We start from the raw sequence: 18,513 nt of genomic DNA on the forward strand, positions 1-18,513 counted from the left end.
GCACCCCTTTCCCCCACCGACACCACTGGCACCACTGACACCACGGGACGGCGTAAATGGTGAACGAGGAGAAGTACCTCGATTACCTCAAGCGGGCGACGACCGACCTGCGCGAGGCCCGGCGACGGCTGCGCGAGGTGGAGGAGAGGGACACCGAGCCGATCGCCGTGGTGGCGATGAGCTGCCGCTACCCCGGCGGCGTGCGCACCCCCGAGGACCTGTGGGCGCTCGTCGCCCGCGGCGGCGACGCCGCGTCGGGTTACCCCACCGACCGCGGCTGGGACACCGACGTCCTCTTCGACCCCGAGCCGGACGCCGACGGCCGGCCCCGGCAGTACGTGCCCGAGGGCGGCTTCCTGCACGACGCGGCCGAGTTCGACCCGGCGTTCTTCGGGATCTCGCCGCGCGAGGCCCTCGCCATGGACCCGCAGCAGCGGTTGCTCCTGGAGACCTCCTGGGAGGCGTTCGAGCGGGCCGGGATCGACCCGCTGTCCCTGCGCGGCAGCCGCACCGGCGTGTTCGCCGGCGTGATGTACCACGACTACGGCGCCCGCCTGTTCAGCGTACCCGAGGAGGTCGAGGGCTTCCTCGGCAACGGCAGCTCCGGCAGCATCGCCTCCGGCCGCGTCGCCTACACCTTCGGCCTCGAAGGCCCCGCCGTCACCATCGACACCGCCTGCTCCTCCTCGCTGGTCGCCGTCCACCTGGCCGCCCAGGCGCTGCGCAACGGCGAGTGCACCCTCGCCCTGGCCGGCGGGGTCACCGTCATGTCGACGCCCGGCACCTTCACCGAGTTCAGCCGCCAGCGCGGGCTCGCACTCGACGGCCGCTGCAAGTCCTTCGCCGACGCCGCCGACGGCACCGGCTGGGGCGAGGGCGCCGGCGTCCTGCTCCTGGAGCGCCTCTCCGACGCCCGCCGCAACGGCCACCGCGTGCTCGCCCTCGTCCGGGGCAGCGCGGTCAACCAGGACGGCGCGAGCAGCGGCCTGACCGCGCCCAACGGGCCCTCCCAGCAACGCGTCATCCGCCAGGCCCTGGCCACCGCCCGCCTGTCGCCCACCCACATCGACGCCGTGGAGGCCCACGGCACGGGCACGACACTCGGCGACCCGATCGAGGCTCAGGCCCTGCTCGCCACCTACGGCCAGGGCCGCGAGGACGACCGGCCGCTGTGGCTGGGCTCCATCAAGTCCAACATCGGCCACACCCAGGCCGCCGCCGGCGTCGCCGGAATCATCAAGATGGTCATGGCGATGCGGTACGGCGTCCTGCCCCGAACCCTCCACGTCGACGTGCCGACCCGCAACGTCGACTGGTCGGCGGGCGCGGTCTCCCTGCTCACCGAGGCGCGGGAGTGGCCCGAGACCGGCCGCCCGCGCCGGGCCGCCGTCTCCTCCTTCGGCATCAGCGGCACCAACGCCCACACGATCCTCGAGCAGGCCCCCGAAGAGGAAGGGGAGCCCGACCAGGAATCGCCCGAGGGGCGCAACGGCGTCCCGGTCCTGTGGCCGCTGTCGGCCAGGACCCCCGAGGCCCTGCGCACCCAGGCCGAACGGCTCGGCTCCCACCTCACCGCCCACCCCGGCGCGTCGGTCACCGCCGTCGGCCGCACCCTCGCCACCGGCCGCGCCGCCTTCGACCACCGCGCCGTCGTCGTCGGCCACGACCTCGGCACCCTCCTCACCGGACTGGACGCACTGGCCACCGGCGAGGACCGCCCGGGCGTGCTCCGCGGCCGCGCCAGGCCCGGAAAGCTGGCGTTCCTGTTCACGGGCCAGGGCAGCCAGCGGCTGGGAATGGGCCGGGAGCTGTACGAGACCCATCCGGTGTTCGCGCGGGCGCTGGACGAGATCTTCGCCCGCTTCGGACTCCCTCTGCGCGAGGTGATGTTCGGCGGTGGTGAGGATGCCGGGCTGCTCGACCAGACGCAGTACACGCAGCCCGCGCTGTTCGCCGTCGAGGTGGCGCTGTTCCGGTTGCTGGAGTCGTGGGGAGTGCGCCCGGACTTCGTGTCCGGGCACTCGATCGGCGAGCTGGCGGCCGCGCACTGCGCGGGTGTGCTGTCGCTGAAGGACGCGTGCACGCTCGTGGAGGCGCGTGGTCGGCTGATGCAGGAACTGCCCGCCGGCGGCGCCATGGTGGCCGTCCAGGCCGCCGAGGACGAGGTCACCCCGTACCTCGCGGATACGGACGCCGTGAGCATCGCCGCGGTCAACGGGCCGGCCTCCGTCGTCATCGCGGGCGACGAGACCGCCGTACTGGACATAGCCGCCGCCCTTGAGGAACAGGGCCGGAAAACCAGGCGTCTGACGGTCAGTCACGCATTCCACTCCCCGCATATGGACGGCATGCTGGACGCCTTCCGCGAGGTCGCCGAGGGCCTGTCCTACGAAGCCCCCCGCATCCCCGTCGTCTCCAACCTCACCGGCGCCATCGCGGACGCCGAGGAGATCACCACCCCCGACTTCTGGGTACGGCACGTCCGCGAGGCCGTCCGGTTCGCCGACGGGGTACGGGCGTTGGAGTCGGCCAACGTCACCACGTACGTCGAACTCGGCCCGGACGGCGTGCTCTGCGCGATGGCCCAGGACTGCCTGAGCGCGGACGATGAGCACGCGCCCGCCTTCGTCCCCGTACTGCGCAGGGGCGTGGCGGAGGCCGACAGCGCGGCCACCGCGCTGGCCGTGGCGCACGTGCGCGGCGTACCGGTGGCGTGGGGCGAGGTGTACGCCGGTACGGGCACGGGCCGGGTCGACCTGCCGACCTACCCGTTCCAGCGGGAGCGCTACTGGCTGGACGGCGGTCGTCCGCCCGGGGACGTCACCTCGGCCGGGCTCGGTGCCGCCGGTCACCCGTTGCTCGGCGCGGCCGTCGCTCTGGCCGACACCGACGGGTTCCTCCTCACCGGGCGGCTCGCGCTCGACACCCACCCGTGGCTCGCCGACCACGCGGTCATGGGCTCGGTACTGCTGCCGGGCACCGCCTTCGTGGAACTGGCGGTCCGCGCCGGAGACCAGGTCGGATGCGACCACCTGGAGGAACTCACCCTCCAGGCCCCCCTGGTGCTGTCCACGGCCGCCGGAGTGCAGATCCAGCTCTCGGTCGGCGCGCCCGACGAGTCCGGCAGGCGCTCGCTGTCGGTGTACTCCCGCTCCGAGGAGGCCCCGGCCGACGCGCAGTGGACGCGGCACGCGGAGGGCGTGCTGACCACCTCGGCCGCCGGGACCGGCGCCGCCGCCGACCTCACGGTCTGGCCCCCCGAGGGCGCGGTCGCGGTGCCGCTCGACGGACTGTACGACGACCTGGCCGCGGCCGGGCTGACGTACGGCCCCGTATTCCGCGGCGTACGGGCCGCCTGGCGGCGCGGCGAGGAGGTCTTCGCCGAGGTGGAACTGGGCGAGGACCAGTCGGCGCAGGCCGGTTCCTACGGGCTGCACCCGGCCTTGCTGGACTCGGCGCTGCACGTCCTCGGGCTCGGCGGTCCGGTGACGGAGGACGGCCGGGGCCGCCTGCCGTTCTCGTGGAGCGGCGTGTCGCTGCACGCCACCGGCGCCTCCGCGGCGCGGGTGCGGCTGGCCGGCGCCGGGCGGCAGGACGTGGTGTCGCTGACGGTCGCCGACGGCAACGGGCGGGCGGTGGCCCACGTCGAGGAGTTGACGCTGCGCGCGGTGTCGGCGCGGGACGTCCGCGCCGGCGGCCGGCACGAGTCGCTGTTCCGCGTCGAGTGGGCGGCCGTCCCGGTCCCCGCCGTGATTCCCGCCGGCCGGTGGGCCGTGCTGGGCGACGACGGAGCGCTGCCCGGTCTTGAGGTGGCCGAACGGTACCCGGACCTGGACGGCCTGCGGGCCGCTCTGGACGCGGACACGGCCACCGTGCCGGACGCGGTCCTGGTTCCGTGCATGCCCGCGGAGGCGGATGCGGATGCGGAGACCGGGGCGGAAGCCGGGGCGGAGGCGGACTCGGTGGCCGGGGCGACTGAGCGCGCGCTGGGCCTGCTGCGGTCATGGCTCGCCGATGAACGCCTCGCCGACGCCCGGCTGGTCTTCGTCACCCGCGGCGCGGTGGCCGCGGGCGCGGGCGAGGCGGTCGGCGACCTGACGCACGCGGCGGTGCACGGTCTGGTGCGCTCGGCGCAGTCCGAACACCCCGACCGCTTCCTCCTCGTGGACCTCGACGGCCCCGTCACCGCGCTCCCGGCGGCCCTGGCCTGCGGCGAGCCGGAGATCGCGGTCCGCGCCGCGACCCTGCGCGCACCCCGGCTGGCCCGCGCGGCCGACATCGACCCCGGCACCGACATCGGCCCCGGCACCTCTTCGCGCCCTCTCCACGCCCCGGACGGCAGGGTCCTCGTCACCGGGGCCACCGGCACGCTGGGCGGTCTGGTCGCCCGGCACCTGGTGGCCGAACACGGCGTACGGCACCTGCTGTTGGTCAGCCGGCGCGGTGACGCCACCGAGGGCGCCCACCAACTCACCGCCGAGCTGGCGGAGTCGGGCGCCGAGGTCACCTGGGCCGCCTGTGACGTGGCCGACCGGGACGCGCTCGCGGAGGTGCTGGACGGCGTACCGGCGGAGCACCCGCTGACCGCCGTCGTCCACACCGCGGGCGTGCTGGACGACGGGGTCGTCGAGTCGCTGACCGGCGAACGGCTGCGGAGCGTACTGCGCCCGAAGGCGGACGCGGCCCTCAACCTGCACCACCTCACCCGCGACCACGACCTGTCGGCCTTCGTGCTGTTCTCCTCGGCGGCGGGTGTCTTCGGCAGTCCGGGCCAGGCCAACTACGCGGCGGCCAACACCTTCCTCGACGCCCTCGCCCACCACCGGCGCGCCCAGGGTCTGCCCGCGGTGTCGCTCGCCTGGGGCCTGTGGGACGCCGACGGCGGCATGGCGGGCGCCCTGGACGCGGCGGACGTCGACCGCATGAACCGCGGAGGAGTGCGCGGACTTCTGGCGGCCGAGGCGCTGCGGCTCCTCGACACGGCGCTCTCGTCCACCGACCCCCTGCTGGTGCCGACCCGCCTCGACCTGGCGGCGGTGCGCGCCAACGCGGCCTCCGCCGGGGTGCCCCCGCTGCTGCGCGGCCTGGTCCGGGTGCCGTCCCGCCGCACCGCCGGGACGCCGGGCGCGGCCGCCGGCGGTTCCGCCCCGGCGCATCTCGCGCACGACCTGGCCGGGCTGAGCGAGGCCGAGCAGGAGCGCCTCCTGCTCGACCTGGTGCGTACGCACGTCTCGGCCACCCTCGGCCACGACGGCCCCCGCGCGATCGACCCCGAGGTGGCCTTCAAGGAACTGGGCTTCGACTCGCTGACCGCGGTCGAACTGCGCAACCGGCTCGGCGCCGCCACCGGCATGCGGCTGCCCGCCACCCTGGTCTTCGACCACCCCACCTCGACCGTCCTCGCCCGGCACCTGCGCACCGAGATCGCCGGCACCCGGGGAGCAGGGAACACCGCCGCCGTCGCCACCACAGCCGCCGCCGAGCAGGAGCCCGTCGCCATCGTCGCGATGAGCTGCCGCTTCCCGGGCGGGGTGCGCGGCCCGGAGGACCTGTGGGAGGCGGTCGCCGCCGGACTCGACGGCATCACGCCCTTCCCGGCCGACCGGGGCTGGGACGTCGACGCCCTCTACCACCCCGACCCGGACCACCCGGGCACCAGTTACACCCGCGAGGGCGGATTCCTGCACGACGCGGGCGACTTCGACCCCTCCCTCTTCGGCATCAGCCCGCGCGAGGCCCTCGCCACCGACCCGCAGCAGCGGCTGCTCCTGGAGACCGCCTGGGAGGCGTTCGAACGCGCCGGAATCGACCCGGCGTCCCTGCGCGGCAGCAGCACCGGCGTGTTCGCGGGCGTCATGTACCACGACTACGCGTCGGTACTGGAGGACGCGTCCACGGCAGCCGCGTCCGGTACGGCCGGCGGAGCGGGCATCGCCGAGGGCTCGCTCGGCTCCGGCAGCACCGGCAGCATCGCCTCCGGCCGGGTCTCCTACACCTTCGGCCTGGAGGGCCCGGCCGTCACCATCGACACGGCCTGCTCCTCCTCGCTGGTCGCGCTGCACCTGGCGGTGCAGGCCCTGCGGTCCGGCGAGTGTTCGCTCGCGCTCGCGGGCGGTGTGACGGTGATGGCGACGCCCGGCACGTTCGTCGGCTTCAGCCGTCAGCGCGGGCTCGCCGCCGACGGCCGGTGCCGCGCCTTCGCGGCGGGCGCTGACGGCACGGGCTGGTCCGAGGGCGTCGGCCTGCTGCTGGTGGAACGGCTGTCCGACGCGCGCCGCAACGGACACCCTGTCCTCGCGGTCGTACGCGGCAGCGCGGTCAACCAGGACGGCGCCAGCAACGGCCTCACGGCCCCCAACGGGCCTTCCCAGCAGCGCGTGATCCGGCAGGCCCTCGCCAACGCCCGCCTGACGGCGGCCGACGTGGACGCGGTGGAGGCCCACGGTACGGGCACGACGCTCGGCGACCCGATCGAGGCGCAGGCGCTGCTCGCGACCTACGGGCAGGAGCGTGCGGGGGAGCGGCCGCTGTGGCTGGGCTCGGTGAAGTCCAACTTCGGCCACACGCAGGCCGCCGCGGGCGTCGCGGGCGTGATCAAGATGGTGATGGCGATGCGGCACGGAGTGCTGCCGCGCACCCTGCACGTCGACGAACCCTCCCCGCACGTGGACTGGTCGGCGGGCGCGGTGTCGCTGCTCACGGAGAACCGCGAGTGGCCGGACACGGGACGCCCGCGCCGGGCGGCGGTCTCGTCGTTCGGCATCAGCGGCACGAACGCCCATACGATCATCGAGCAGGCCCCGGCACTCGCCGACGAGGCCGGCGTCGCGGAAGAGCCCAGGACCGAAGCCGTGGAGGAGTCCGGGGCCGACGCCGTGGACGTGCTCTGGCCGGTGTCGGGCGCGACCGAGGAGGCGCTGCGCGCCCAGGCCGAACGGCTGCGGGCCCACCTGGCAGCCCGCCCCGGACTGCGGCCGGCGGACGTCGGGCACACGCTGGCGACCGCACGCGCCGCGCTGGCGCACCGGGCCGCGGTCGTCGGAGCCGACCGGGAGACCCTGCTGGCGGGCCTCGGTTCCCTCGCCGAGGACCGGACGGCGCCGGGTCTCGTCCGCGCCCGCGTGGGCTCGGCGGCCCGCACCGCCTTCCTGTTCACCGGCCAGGGCAGCCAGCGCCCCGGAATGGGCCGGCAACTCCACGCCTCCCATCCGGTCTTCGCCGAAGCCCTCGACGCGGTGTGCGCCGAGCTGGACAAGCACCTCGAACTCCCCTTGAAGGACGTGCTGTTCGGCACGGAGCGGCAGCAGGGAGAAAAGGACCGGCACGGGCTCCTTGACCAGACCGCCTACGCGCAGGCCGCGCTGTTCGCGGTCGAGGTGGCGCTGTTCCGGCAGCTGGAGGCGTGGGGCGTACGTCCCGACTTCCTGGCCGGGCACTCCATCGGCGAGCTGTCGGCGGCGCACTGCGCGGGCGTGCTGTCCCTGGAGGACGCGTGCACGCTGGTGGCGGCGCGTGGCCGGCTCATGCAGGAACTGCCGGGCGAGGGCGGCGCGATGGTGGCCGTGCAGGCCTCCGAGGAGGAGGTGGCCCCGTACCTCACCGACGTGGTGAGCGTCGCCGCCGTCAACGGGCCCACCTCCGTGGTCGTCTCCGGTGACGAGGACGCCGTACTGGCGATCGCCGCCGCCTTCGGGGAGCGGGGCCGCAGGACACGGCGCCTGACGGTCAGTCACGCTTTCCACTCGCCGCACATGGACGGCATGCTGGAGGCGTTCCGCGAGGTGGCCGAGGGCCTGTCCTACGCCGCTCCCCGCATCCCGGTCGTCTCGACACTCACCGGCGCACTCGTCACCCCCGACGAGATACGCACGCCGGATCACTGGGTCCGTCATGTCCGCGAGGCGGTGCGTTTCTGTTCCGCCGTACGGACACTCGAGGCCGAGGGAGTCACCACCTTCCTCGAACTCGGCCCGGACGGCGTGCTGTCGGCCATGGGCCAGGAGTGCGTCACCGGCGACGGCACCACCGCCTTCGCGCCCGCACTGCGCGGGGGCCGGCCGGAGAGCGGCACGCTGACCGCCGCGCTCGCACTCGCCCATGTGCGGGGCCAACGGCCCGACTGGGACGCGGTGTTCGCAGCGGCGCGACCGCGCCGCGTGGAACTGCCCACCTACGCCTTCCGGCGCCGCAGGTACTGGCCGCGTGCGGGTGGACGCCCGGCCGGTGACCCGGCCGCACTCGGACTCGCCGGGGCGGGCCATCCGCTGCTCGGCGCGACCGTGGAACTGGCGGACGACGACGGCGTGGTCTTCACCGGCCGGCTGTCCGCGCGGACCCACCCGTGGCTGGCCGACCACGTGGTGTCGGGCTCGGTGCTGCTTCCGGGTACGGCGTTCGTCGAGCTGGTCACCCACGCGGGCGGCCAGGTCGGGTGCGACCGGCTGGAGGAGCTCACCCTCGGGGCTCCGCTGATCCTGCCGGAGCACGGAGCCGTGCACGTGCAGCTGGTACTGGGTGCTCCGGACGACTCCGGCCGCCGTACGGTCACCTTGCACTCGCGCGCCGAGAACGGGGCCGCCGAGGAGCCGTGGACCCGGCACGCCGAGGGCACGGTCGTGGCCGCGTCCGCCGACGCCGGCCACCCGGTCCCGGCCGATCCGGCGGCCTGGCCCCCGCCGGAGGCGACCGCGGTCGCGCTGGGGGAGCGGTATGAGGAACTGGCCGCGGCCGGCCTCGCCTACGGCCCCGCCTTCCGGGGCCTGCGGGCCGCCTGGCTGCGGGGCGACGAGGTCTACGCCGAGGTCGAACTCCCCGAGGACGAGCGGCAGACGGCCGGCGCCTACGGGATCCACCCGGCCCTGCTGGACGCGGTGCTGCACGCCGTGGGCCTGGGCGGATACTTCCCCGACGACGCCGATGACCAGGCACGGCTGCCCTTCTCGTGGCGCGGAGTGACGCTGCACGCGGTGGGCGCCCCGGCCCTGCGCGTGCGAGTGACCAAGGCCGGCCCCGACGCCGTCGCGCTCCAGGTGGCCGACGACACCGGCCGGCCCGTCGCCTCCGTCGACTCGCTCGTACTCCGTCCGCTTCCCGCCGGGGGGCTCGGGCCCGCGCGGCGCGAGTCGCTGTTCCGGGTGGAGTGGACACCTGTCACGGCTGGGGCCTCCGCGGTGCCGTCCGCGGCGAGCGGGGAACCGCCGTGGGTGGTCGTCGGCGAGGCCTTCGGGGACGAGCCGTCCGACCACCCCGATCTGCCGTCCCTCGCGGCCGCCGTGGCATCGGGCGCCCCCGTGCCCGGGACCGTACTCCTGCCGCTCCTCCCGGCTTCCCGGGGCGCCGACGACACAGATGACACAGACGGTGCCGGCGCCGTGCGTGACGCGGTCGTGTCGGCCCTGTCCGCCGTGCAATTCTGGCTATCGGAGGAGCGGTTCGCCGCATCCCGCCTGGTCGTCCTCACCCGGGGCGCGGTCGCGGCCGGTCCCGTCGAGGACGTGACCGACCTGGCGCACGCCGCTGTGTGGGGCCTGGCGCGGTCGGCGCAGTCGGAGCACCCCGGCCGCCTCGTACTGATCGACTCCGACGAGGTCCTCACGTCGCTGCCCTCCGCCGCCTTCACCGCGGACGAACCCCAACTCGCCCTCCGCGAGGGCCGGCTGCTGGCACCCCGGCTCACCCACGCGACGACCGAAGCGGTGGCCGCCGACGCCGTCCCGGCGATCGACCCGGACGGCACCGTCCTGGTGACGGGCGCGACCGGCACCCTGGGCCGCCAGGTCGCCCGGCACCTGGTGGCCGGACACGGCGTACGCCACCTGCTGCTGACCAGCCGGCGCGGCGCGGACGCCGAAGGCTCGGCCGAACTGCTCGCCGGGCTGCGCGAGTCGGGGGCCGAGACGGTCCGGCTGGCCGCCTGCGACGCGGCCGACGCCGACGCGCTGTCCGCCCTGCTGGACACCGTCCCGGCCGCGCACCCGCTCACCGCGGTCGTCCACGCCGCCGGAGTCCTCGACGACGGCACGGTCGCGTCGCTGACCCCGGAGCGCGTCGAGACCGTACTGCGTCCCAAGGCCGACGCGGCCCTCAATCTGCACCGCCTCACCCGTGACCGCGAGTTGTCGGCGTTCGTGCTGTTCTCCTCGGCGGCGGGTGTCTTCGGCAACCCCGGCCAGGCGAACTACGCCGCCGCCAACACCTTCCTCGACGCCCTCGCCCACCACCGGCGCGCCCAGGGCCTCCCGGCCGTCTCCCTGGCCTGGGGCCTGTGGGCCGAACCCGGCGAGATGACCGGCGAGTTGGCGGCGACCGACCGGGACCGTATGCGCCGGGGCGGCGTCACCGCCCTGACGACCGAGGGAGGACTCGGCCTCCTCGACGCCGCGCTCGCGCGGGGTGCCGAGCCCCTGCTCGTCCCGATCCGGCTGGACACCGCGGCGGTGGCCGCGCGGGCGGAGACGGACGGCCTGCCGCCGCTCCTGCGTGGCCTGGTCCGCACCCGGCCCGGCGCCGGCCGCCGCGCCACCCTCGGCGGCGGCGCGGACCGGCGACGGGCGAGCGAAGGCTCCCTCGTGCGCCGGCTGACCGGGCTGCCGCGCGAGGAACAGGCCGGCGCGCTGCTGGAACTCGTCCGCGACCAGGTCGCCGCCGTACTGGCCTACGACCCCTCGGACCCCTCGCAACGGATCGACGCGGACCGTTCCTTCCGGGAGCTGGGCTTCGACTCGCTGACCGCGGTCGAACTGCGCAACCGGCTCACGACCGCCACCGGTCTGCGCCTGCCCGCCACCCTCGTCTTCGACCACCCGACGCCCGCCGTCCTCGCCGGGTTCCTACGCGGCGCGCTGCTGGACGACGGCAGCGGCACCGGCACGGGTGCGGACGGGCGGGCGGCGCTCCAGATCGGGGGCGGGACGGCCACAGCCACGGCCGGCGCCGGCGATCCCATCGCCATCGTGAGCCTGGCCTGCCGCTACCCGGGCGGCGTGCGCACCCCCGAAGACCTGTGGCGCCTGGTCGTGGACGGCCGCGACGCCATCGGGGAGTTCCCGCACGACCGCGGCTGGGACCTCGACGCCCTCTACGACACCGACCCCGACCGCACCGGCACCAGCTACACCCTCCAGGGCGGCTTCGTCGAGAACGCGGGGCACTTCGACCCGGCGTTCTTCGGTATCAGCCCGCGCGAGGCCGTGGCGATGGACCCGCAGCAGCGGCTGCTCCTGGAGACGTCGTGGGAGGCCCTGGAGCGGGCCGGGATCGACCCGTCGGCGGTACGGGGCAGCCGTACCGGGGTGTTCGCCGGCGTGATGTACCACGACTACGCCTCACGGCTGGCCGCGCTCCCCGAAGGCGTCGAGGGCTTCCTCGGCACCGGCAACTCCGGCAGCGTCGTCTCGGGCCGGCTGGCCTACACCTTCGGCCTGGAGGGTCCGGCGGTGACGGTGGACACGGCGTGCTCGTCCTCGCTGGTCGCCCTGCACCTGGCCGTGCAGGCGCTGCGCAACGGCGAGTGCGACCTGGCGCTCGCGGGCGGGGTGACGGTGATGGCGACCCCGGCGGCGTTCGTCGAGTTCAGCCGTCAGCGCGGTCTCTCCGCCGACGGCCGCTGCAAGGCCTTCGCCGCGGACGCCGACGGCACCGGCTGGTCGGAGGGCGCGGGCGTCCTCCTGGTCGAGCGGCTTTCGGACGCCCGGCGCAACGGCCATCCGGTGCTCGCGCTGGTGCGCGGCAGCGCCGTCAACCAGGACGGCGCGAGCAACGGGCTGACCGCTCCGAACGGCCCCGCGCAGCAGCGGGTCATCGGACAGGCCCTGGCTTCCGCCGGGCTGAGGGCCGCGGACGTGGACGCGGTGGAGGCGCACGGCACGGGTACGACCCTCGGCGACCCCATCGAGGCCCAGGCGCTGCTGGCCACCTACGGGCAGGACCGGGCCGCCGAGGACCGCCCGCTGTGGCTCGGTTCCGTCAAGTCCAACCTCGGTCACACGCAGGCGGCGGCGGGTGTCGCGGGCGTGATCAAGATGGTGATGGCGATGCGGCACGGTGTGCTGCCGCGCACCCTGCACGTGGACGAGCCCTCGCCGCACGTGGACTGGTCCGCGGGTGCGGTGGAGCTGCTGACCGAGGCCCGGGAATGGCCGGAGCCCATCGGCCGTCCGCGCCGGGCGGCGATCTCGTCGTTCGGCTTCAGCGGCACGAACGCCCACACGATCCTCGAAGAGGCCCCGCGGGAGGAGCCGGCGAGTGCCGGCGATCCTGTCGCCGGCCTGCCGTGCGTGCCTGTGGTGCTGAGCGCCAAGACCGGTGACGCGTTGCGTGCGCAGGCGGAGCGTCTGCGGGACCGTATGGAAGCCGACCCGGAGCTCACGCCTCTCGACGCGGCCTACTCGCTGGCCACCGGGCGGGGTGTCTTCGAGCACCGCGCGGTGGTCGTCGGGGGCGACCGGGACGCCCTACTCGTGGGCCTGACCTCCCTTACTGAGGGGGCCGAGACCGCCACGGGCCTGGTACGCGGCACGGCCACCGGCGGCGGCAAGCTGGCGTTCCTGTTCACGGGGCAGGGCAGCCAGCGGCCGGGGATGGGCCGGGAGTTGTACGAGGCGTATCCGGTGTTCGCGCGGGCGCTGGACGAGGTCTTCGAGCGGTTCGAACTGCCGCTGCGTGAAGCGCTTTTCGGGGATGATTCGGGGCTGCTCGACCAGACCGCCTACACCCAGCCGGCCCTCTTCGCCATCGAGGTGGCGTTGTTCCGGCTGCTGGAGTCGTGGGGTGTGCGGCCGGACTTCCTCTCCGGGCACTCGATCGGCGAGGTGGCGGCCGCTCACTGTGCGGGTGTGCTGTCGCTGGAGGACGCCTGCACGCTGGTCGCGGCGCGTGGCCGGCTCATGCAGGAACTGCCCGAAGGCGGCGCGATGGTGGCTGTCCAGGCCACCGAGGAGGAGGTCACCCCGTACCTCACCGATGCGGACGCCGTGAGCATTGCGGCTGTCAACGGGCCGGCCTCCGTCGTCATCGCCGGTGACGAAACCGCCGTACTGGACATCGCCGCGACGTTCGAGGAGCAGGGGCGCAAGACCAAGCGTCTCACCGTCAGTCATGCCTTCCACTCCCCGCACATGGACGGCATGCTGGACGCCTTCCGCGAGGTGGCCGAGGGCCTGGCCTACGAAGCCCCCCGCATCCCCGTCGTCTCCAACCTGACCGGCGCCATCGCGGACGCCGACGAGATCACCACCCCCGACTTCTGGGTCCGTCACGTCCGTGAGGCCGTCCGCTTCCACGACGGCACGAGGGCGCTGGAAGCGGCGAACGTCACGACGTACGTGGAACTGGGCCCGGACGGCGTCCTCTGCGCCCTCGCCCAGGAGTCCGTCACCGGCGAAGACCGAGCGTTCGTCCCGGTGCTCCGCAAGGACCGTCCCGAACCCGAATCCCTCACCACGGCCCTCGCCCACGCCCACACCCGTGGGATCGCGGTCGACTGGCAGGCGTTCTACGCGGGCACCGGCGCCCGTCGCGTCGACCTGCCCACCTACGCCTTCCAGCACCGGCGCTACTGGCTGGAGGCGCCCGCGGGCTGGGTGGGCGACATGGCCTCGGCCGGCCTGGGCGAGGCGGGTCACCCCCTGCTGGGCGCGGTGGCCGAACTGCCCGGCCGCGACGACTTCCTGTTCACCGGCCGGCTGTCCCTGGCCACGCACCCCTGGCTCGCGGAGCACACCGTGTCCGGCACCGTGCTGGTGCCGGGCGCCGCGATCGTCGAACTGGCACTGCACGCAGGGGAACACGTGGGATGCGACCGGCTCGACCAACTCGTCCTCGAAACCCCGCTCGTACTGCCCGAGAAGGGCGCGCTGCAACTGCGTTTGACGCTCGGCGAGGAGGACGAGTCCGGCCGCAGGTCCCTCGGGCTGTACTCGCGCCCGCAGGACGCGCCCGCCGACGACCCCTGGACACGGCACGCCGACGGTCTCCTGGCCGGCGGCGCACCGGAGCGAGCGCGGACCGCCGACCCCGCCATGTCGCAGGAGGAGTGGCCGCCGGCCGGCGCCGAGGCCGTCGAAACCTCCGGGCTCTACGACGACTTCGCCGCCCTCGGGCTCGGCTACGGCCCGGCGTTCCAAGGTCTGCGGGCCGCTTGGCGGGCCGGGGACGAAGTGTTCGCCGAGGTCGCCCTGGCGGAGGAACAGAGGGCGGACGCGAACGCCTACGGACTCCATCCCGCCCTCCTCGACGCGGCGTTGCACGCCATCGGGCTCGGGGGCTACTTCCCGGCGGACGGCGCGGCACGGCTGCCGTTCCTCTGGGAGGGCGTACGGCTGCACGCGGCCGGCGCGGCCACCGTGCGGGTGCGGGTGTCGGCGGCCGGAACGGACGCCGTCTCGCTGACCCTGACCGACGAGAGCGGTCTGCCGGTCGCCTCGGTGGACTCCCTCGTACTGCGCCCGCTCGCCGCCGGCCAACTGGCCGCCGCCCGGAACGCGTCGGGCCACCACGACTCACTGTTCCGGGTCGACTGGGCGGCGCTGCCCGCTTCCGCGCACACTGCGAACACGGCGGCGAGCCCGCCGCGCTGGGCCGTCCTCGGCAGCGACGATCTCAAGCTGGGCGACGCGCTCGCCCGAGCCGGCGCGCGGATCACGGCGTACGGCAGCTTGGACGAACTCGTCGCTGACGAGGCGGAGATCACGGGAGCCGCAGGCGACTCCCAGGCCCCGGACGTCGTGTTCGTCCCCTGCGTCCTCGATCTGGCCCGTACCGAGGACGTCGCCGCCGCGACCCGTGCGGCGACCGGGCAGGTGCTCGGCCTGATCCACGAGTGGCTCGCCGAGGACCGCCTCGACTCCGGTCCGCTCGCGGCGACACGGCTCGCCGTGGTGACGCGCGGCGCGGTCGCCGTGGGCCCGGACGAGGACGTGGACGACCTGGTCCACTCGGCCGTGTGGGGTCTGGTGAGGTCGGCGCAGGCCGAGCACCCGGGCCGGTTCCTGCTGCTCGACCTCGACGGCGAGGAGGTCCCGGCGCACGAACTGGCCGCCGTCCTCGCCGGGGACACCGACGAGACGCAGCTCGCCGTACGGGCCGGAGCGCTCCACGCCCCGCGCCTCGCCCGGGTCCCGTCCGCCACCGCCGGCGACCGGCCGCCGGCGGCGCTGGGCCCGGACGGCACGGTGCTGATCACCGGCGCCACCGGAACGCTCGGCGGGCTGCTGGCCCGGCACCTGGTGACCGAGCGCGGCGCACGCAACCTGCTGCTGGTCAGCAGGCGCGGCGCCGCCGCGGCGGGCGCCCCCGAACTGGCCGCGGAGCTCGCCCGGTCGGGCGCGGCGGTGACCTGGGCGGCCTGCGACACGGCGGACCGGGAGGCCCTGGCCGCGGTGCTGGAGACGGTGCCGGCCGCGCATCCGCTGACCGCCGTGGTGCACACCGCGGGCGTACTCGACGACGGCATCCTCGAGTCGATGACGCCCGAGCGTGTCGAGCGGGTCATGCGGCCGAAGGTGGACGCCGCCTGGAACCTGCACGAACTGACCCGGGACCTGGATCTGTCGGCGTTCGTGCTGTTCTCCTCGGCGGCGGGTGTCTTCGGCAACCCCGGGCAGGCCAACTACGCGGCGGCCAACACCTTCCTCGACGCCCTCGCCCTGCACCGCCGCGCCCAGGGCCTCCCCGCGGTCTCCCTCGCCTGGGGCCTGTGGGCCGACGACGGCGCGAACCAGGCCGCGGGCAGCGACGCGAACAGTGACGCCAACCGTGACACGAACCGCGACGCCAACCGTGACACGAAGCGCGACGCGGACCGTGACGTGAACAGCGGCATGGCGGCCGGCCTCGACGCGACCGGCCGGCAGCGGATCGCCGGAGGCGGCATGGCCGCCCTCGCCGCCGACGAGGGGCTCGCCCTCTTCGACGCCGCCGGCGCGCTGGACGAGGGCCTGCTGGTGGCCACCCGCCTGGACCTCGCCATCCTGCGCGCACGGCACGCCGGCGACGGAGCCGATGGCGCAACCGCCGTACCGCCCCTGCTGCGCGGCCTGATCCGCGCCCCCCGCCGCCGTACGGCAGCAGGAGCGGCAGCGGGCACGGGCAGCGGCCCGGACGCACGCACGCTGGCCGACCGCCTCACCGGAGTCTCCACCGCCGAGCGGGAACGCATCCTGCTCGACCTGGTGCGCGCCCAGGTGGCCGCGGTGCTCGGACACCAGGACGCGGCCGCCATCGGACCGGACGCCGCCTTCAAGGAACTCGGCTTCGACTCGCTGACCGCCGTGGAACTGCGCAACCGCCTCGGCGCGGCGACCGGACTGCGGCTGGCCGCCACCCTGGTCTTCGACTACCCGACACCCGGCGCCCTGGCCGGTCACGTCGGCACGCTGCTCCCGCAGGGGGACGACGGGCCGTCGATGTTCGACGACCTCGACCGCCTCGAAGCCGCCCTGTCGGCCGCGCCGGCCGCGGCCGACAGCGTCACCCGCTCCCGGATCACCATGCGCCTCCAGGCCCTGCTGACCAGGTGGAACGAAGCCCAGGGCGCGGCGGCCGACGCCGCCGAAGAAGACAACGACCTCGAAACAGTCACAGACGACGAGCTCTTCGACCTGCTCGACGACGAGCTCGGCTCGGCCTGAGCCCGAGAAAGGACCCGACGCGATGGCGAACGAGGACAAGCTCCGCGACTACCTCAAGCGGGCCACCGCCGACCTGCGCCAGGCCCGCCGGCGGCTGCGCGAGGCCGAGGAGCGGAACCAGGAACCGATCGCCATCGTGGCGATGAGCTGCCGCTACCCGGGAGGCGTACGCACTCCGGAAGACCTGTGGCACCTGGTGGTGAACGGCACCGACGCCATCGGCCCGTTCCCCACCGACCGCGGCTGGGACGTCGAGTCGCTCTACGACGCCGACCCCGACACGGCGGGCTCCAGCTACGTCAGCGAGGGCGGCTTCCTCTACGACGCGGGCCGCTTCGACCCCGCCGTCTTCGGGATCTCCCCGCGCGAGGCGCTGGCGATGGACCCGCAGCAGCGGCTGCTCCTGGAGACCTCCTGGGAGGCGTTCGAGCGGGCCGGCATCGACCCCACCTCGGTGCGTGGCAGCCGTACGGCCGTGTTCGCCGGGGTCATGTATCACGACTACACGGCACGGCTCGACCGCATCCCGGAAGGCGTCGAGGGCTTCCTCGGCACCGGCAGCTCCGGCAGCATCGCTTCCGGCCGCGTCGCCTACACCTTCGGCCTCGAGGGCCCGGCGGTGACCGTGGACACCGCGTGCTCCTCCTCCCTGGTCACCCTGCACATGGCCGTGCAGGCGCTGCGCAACGGCGAGTGCTCCCTCGCCCTCGCGGGCGGCGTCACCGTGATGGCGACCCCGGCCACCTTCACCGAGTTCAGCAGGCAGCGCGGACTGGCCGCGGACGGCCGCTGCAAGCCGTTCGCCGCGGCCGCCGACGGCACCGGCTGGGGCGAGGGCGTGGGCATGCTGCTGGTGGAGCGGCTGGCCGACGCGCGCCGCAACGGGCACCCGGTCCTCGCGGTGGTGCGGGGCAGCGCCATCAACCAGGACGGTGCGAGCAACGGCCTGACGGCTCCCAACGGGCCTTCGCAGCAGCGCGTCATCCACCAGGCGCTCACCAACGCCCGGCTGGCGGCCGACCAGGTCGACGCGGTGGAGGCGCACGGTACGGGTACGACCCTCGGCGACCCCATCGAGGCGCAGGCGCTGCTCGCCGCCTACGGGCAGGACCGGCCCGCCGAACGGCCGCTGCTGCTCGGCTCGATCAAGTCCAACATCGGTCACACGCAGGCCGCCGCGGGTGTCGCGGGCGTCATGAAGATGGTGCTGGCGATGGAGCACGGCATCCTGCCCAGGACCCTGCACATCGACGAGCCGACCCCGCACGTCGACTGGTCCGCGGGAGCCGTCTCACTCCTCTCCGACACCGTTCCCTGGCCGGAAACCGGAGAACCCCGCCGCGCCGCCGTCTCGTCGTTCGGTTTCAGCGGGACGAACGCGCATGTGGTGCTGGAGCAGGCGCCGGTGGTGGAGGAGGCTTCGGCGTCGGGTGACTCTGCGTCGGGTGACTCTGGCTCGGGTGAGTGTGAGCCCGTGGTCGGGTTCGGTGGCGGTGCCGTGTGGGCGTTGTCGGGGAAGAGTGCGGCCGGGTTGCGGGAGCAGGCCGGGCGGTTGCTGGCGTGGGTGGACGGGCGTGAGGGTGTGCGGCCGGTTGATGTGGGGTTCTCGCTGGGGGTGGGCCGGGCGGGGCTTGAGCATCGGGCTGCGGTGGTGGGTCGTGGGCGTGAGGAGTTGCGTGCGGGGCTTGCGGCGGTGGCGGCCGGTGGTATGGCGCCGGGTGTGGTCGAGGGCGTGAGTGTGGGTGGGAAGACGGCGTTCGTCTTCCCGGGGCAGGGTTCGCAGTGGCTGGGGATGGCGGCGGGACTGCTGGATGCTTCACCGGTTTTCGCGGCGCGGATCGGTGAGTGTGCGGCGGCGCTGGAGCCGTTCACGGACTGGTCGTTG

General features: G+C 74.6%; 2 protein-coding genes. Both read left to right on the forward strand.

Annotated elements, in window-relative coordinates:
- Nucleotides 1–56 precede the first annotated feature (56 nt).
- Complete coding sequence (locus tag IE217_RS34040; RefSeq protein ID WP_190181829.1) at nucleotides 57–16,628, forward strand: type I polyketide synthase; 16,572 nt, start codon at nucleotides 57–59, stop codon at nucleotides 16,626–16,628.
- A 22-nt stretch (nucleotides 16,629–16,650) separates the two neighbouring features.
- The coding region (locus tag IE217_RS34045; RefSeq protein ID WP_190181830.1) for a type I polyketide synthase at nucleotides 16,651–18,513 on the forward strand (1,863 nt) is incomplete at its 3' end.

Origin of the sequence: Streptomyces naganishii JCM 4654, assembly GCF_014650575.1 — a bacterium.
Classification (GTDB): Bacteria; Actinomycetota; Actinomycetes; order Streptomycetales; family Streptomycetaceae; genus Streptomyces; species Streptomyces naganishii.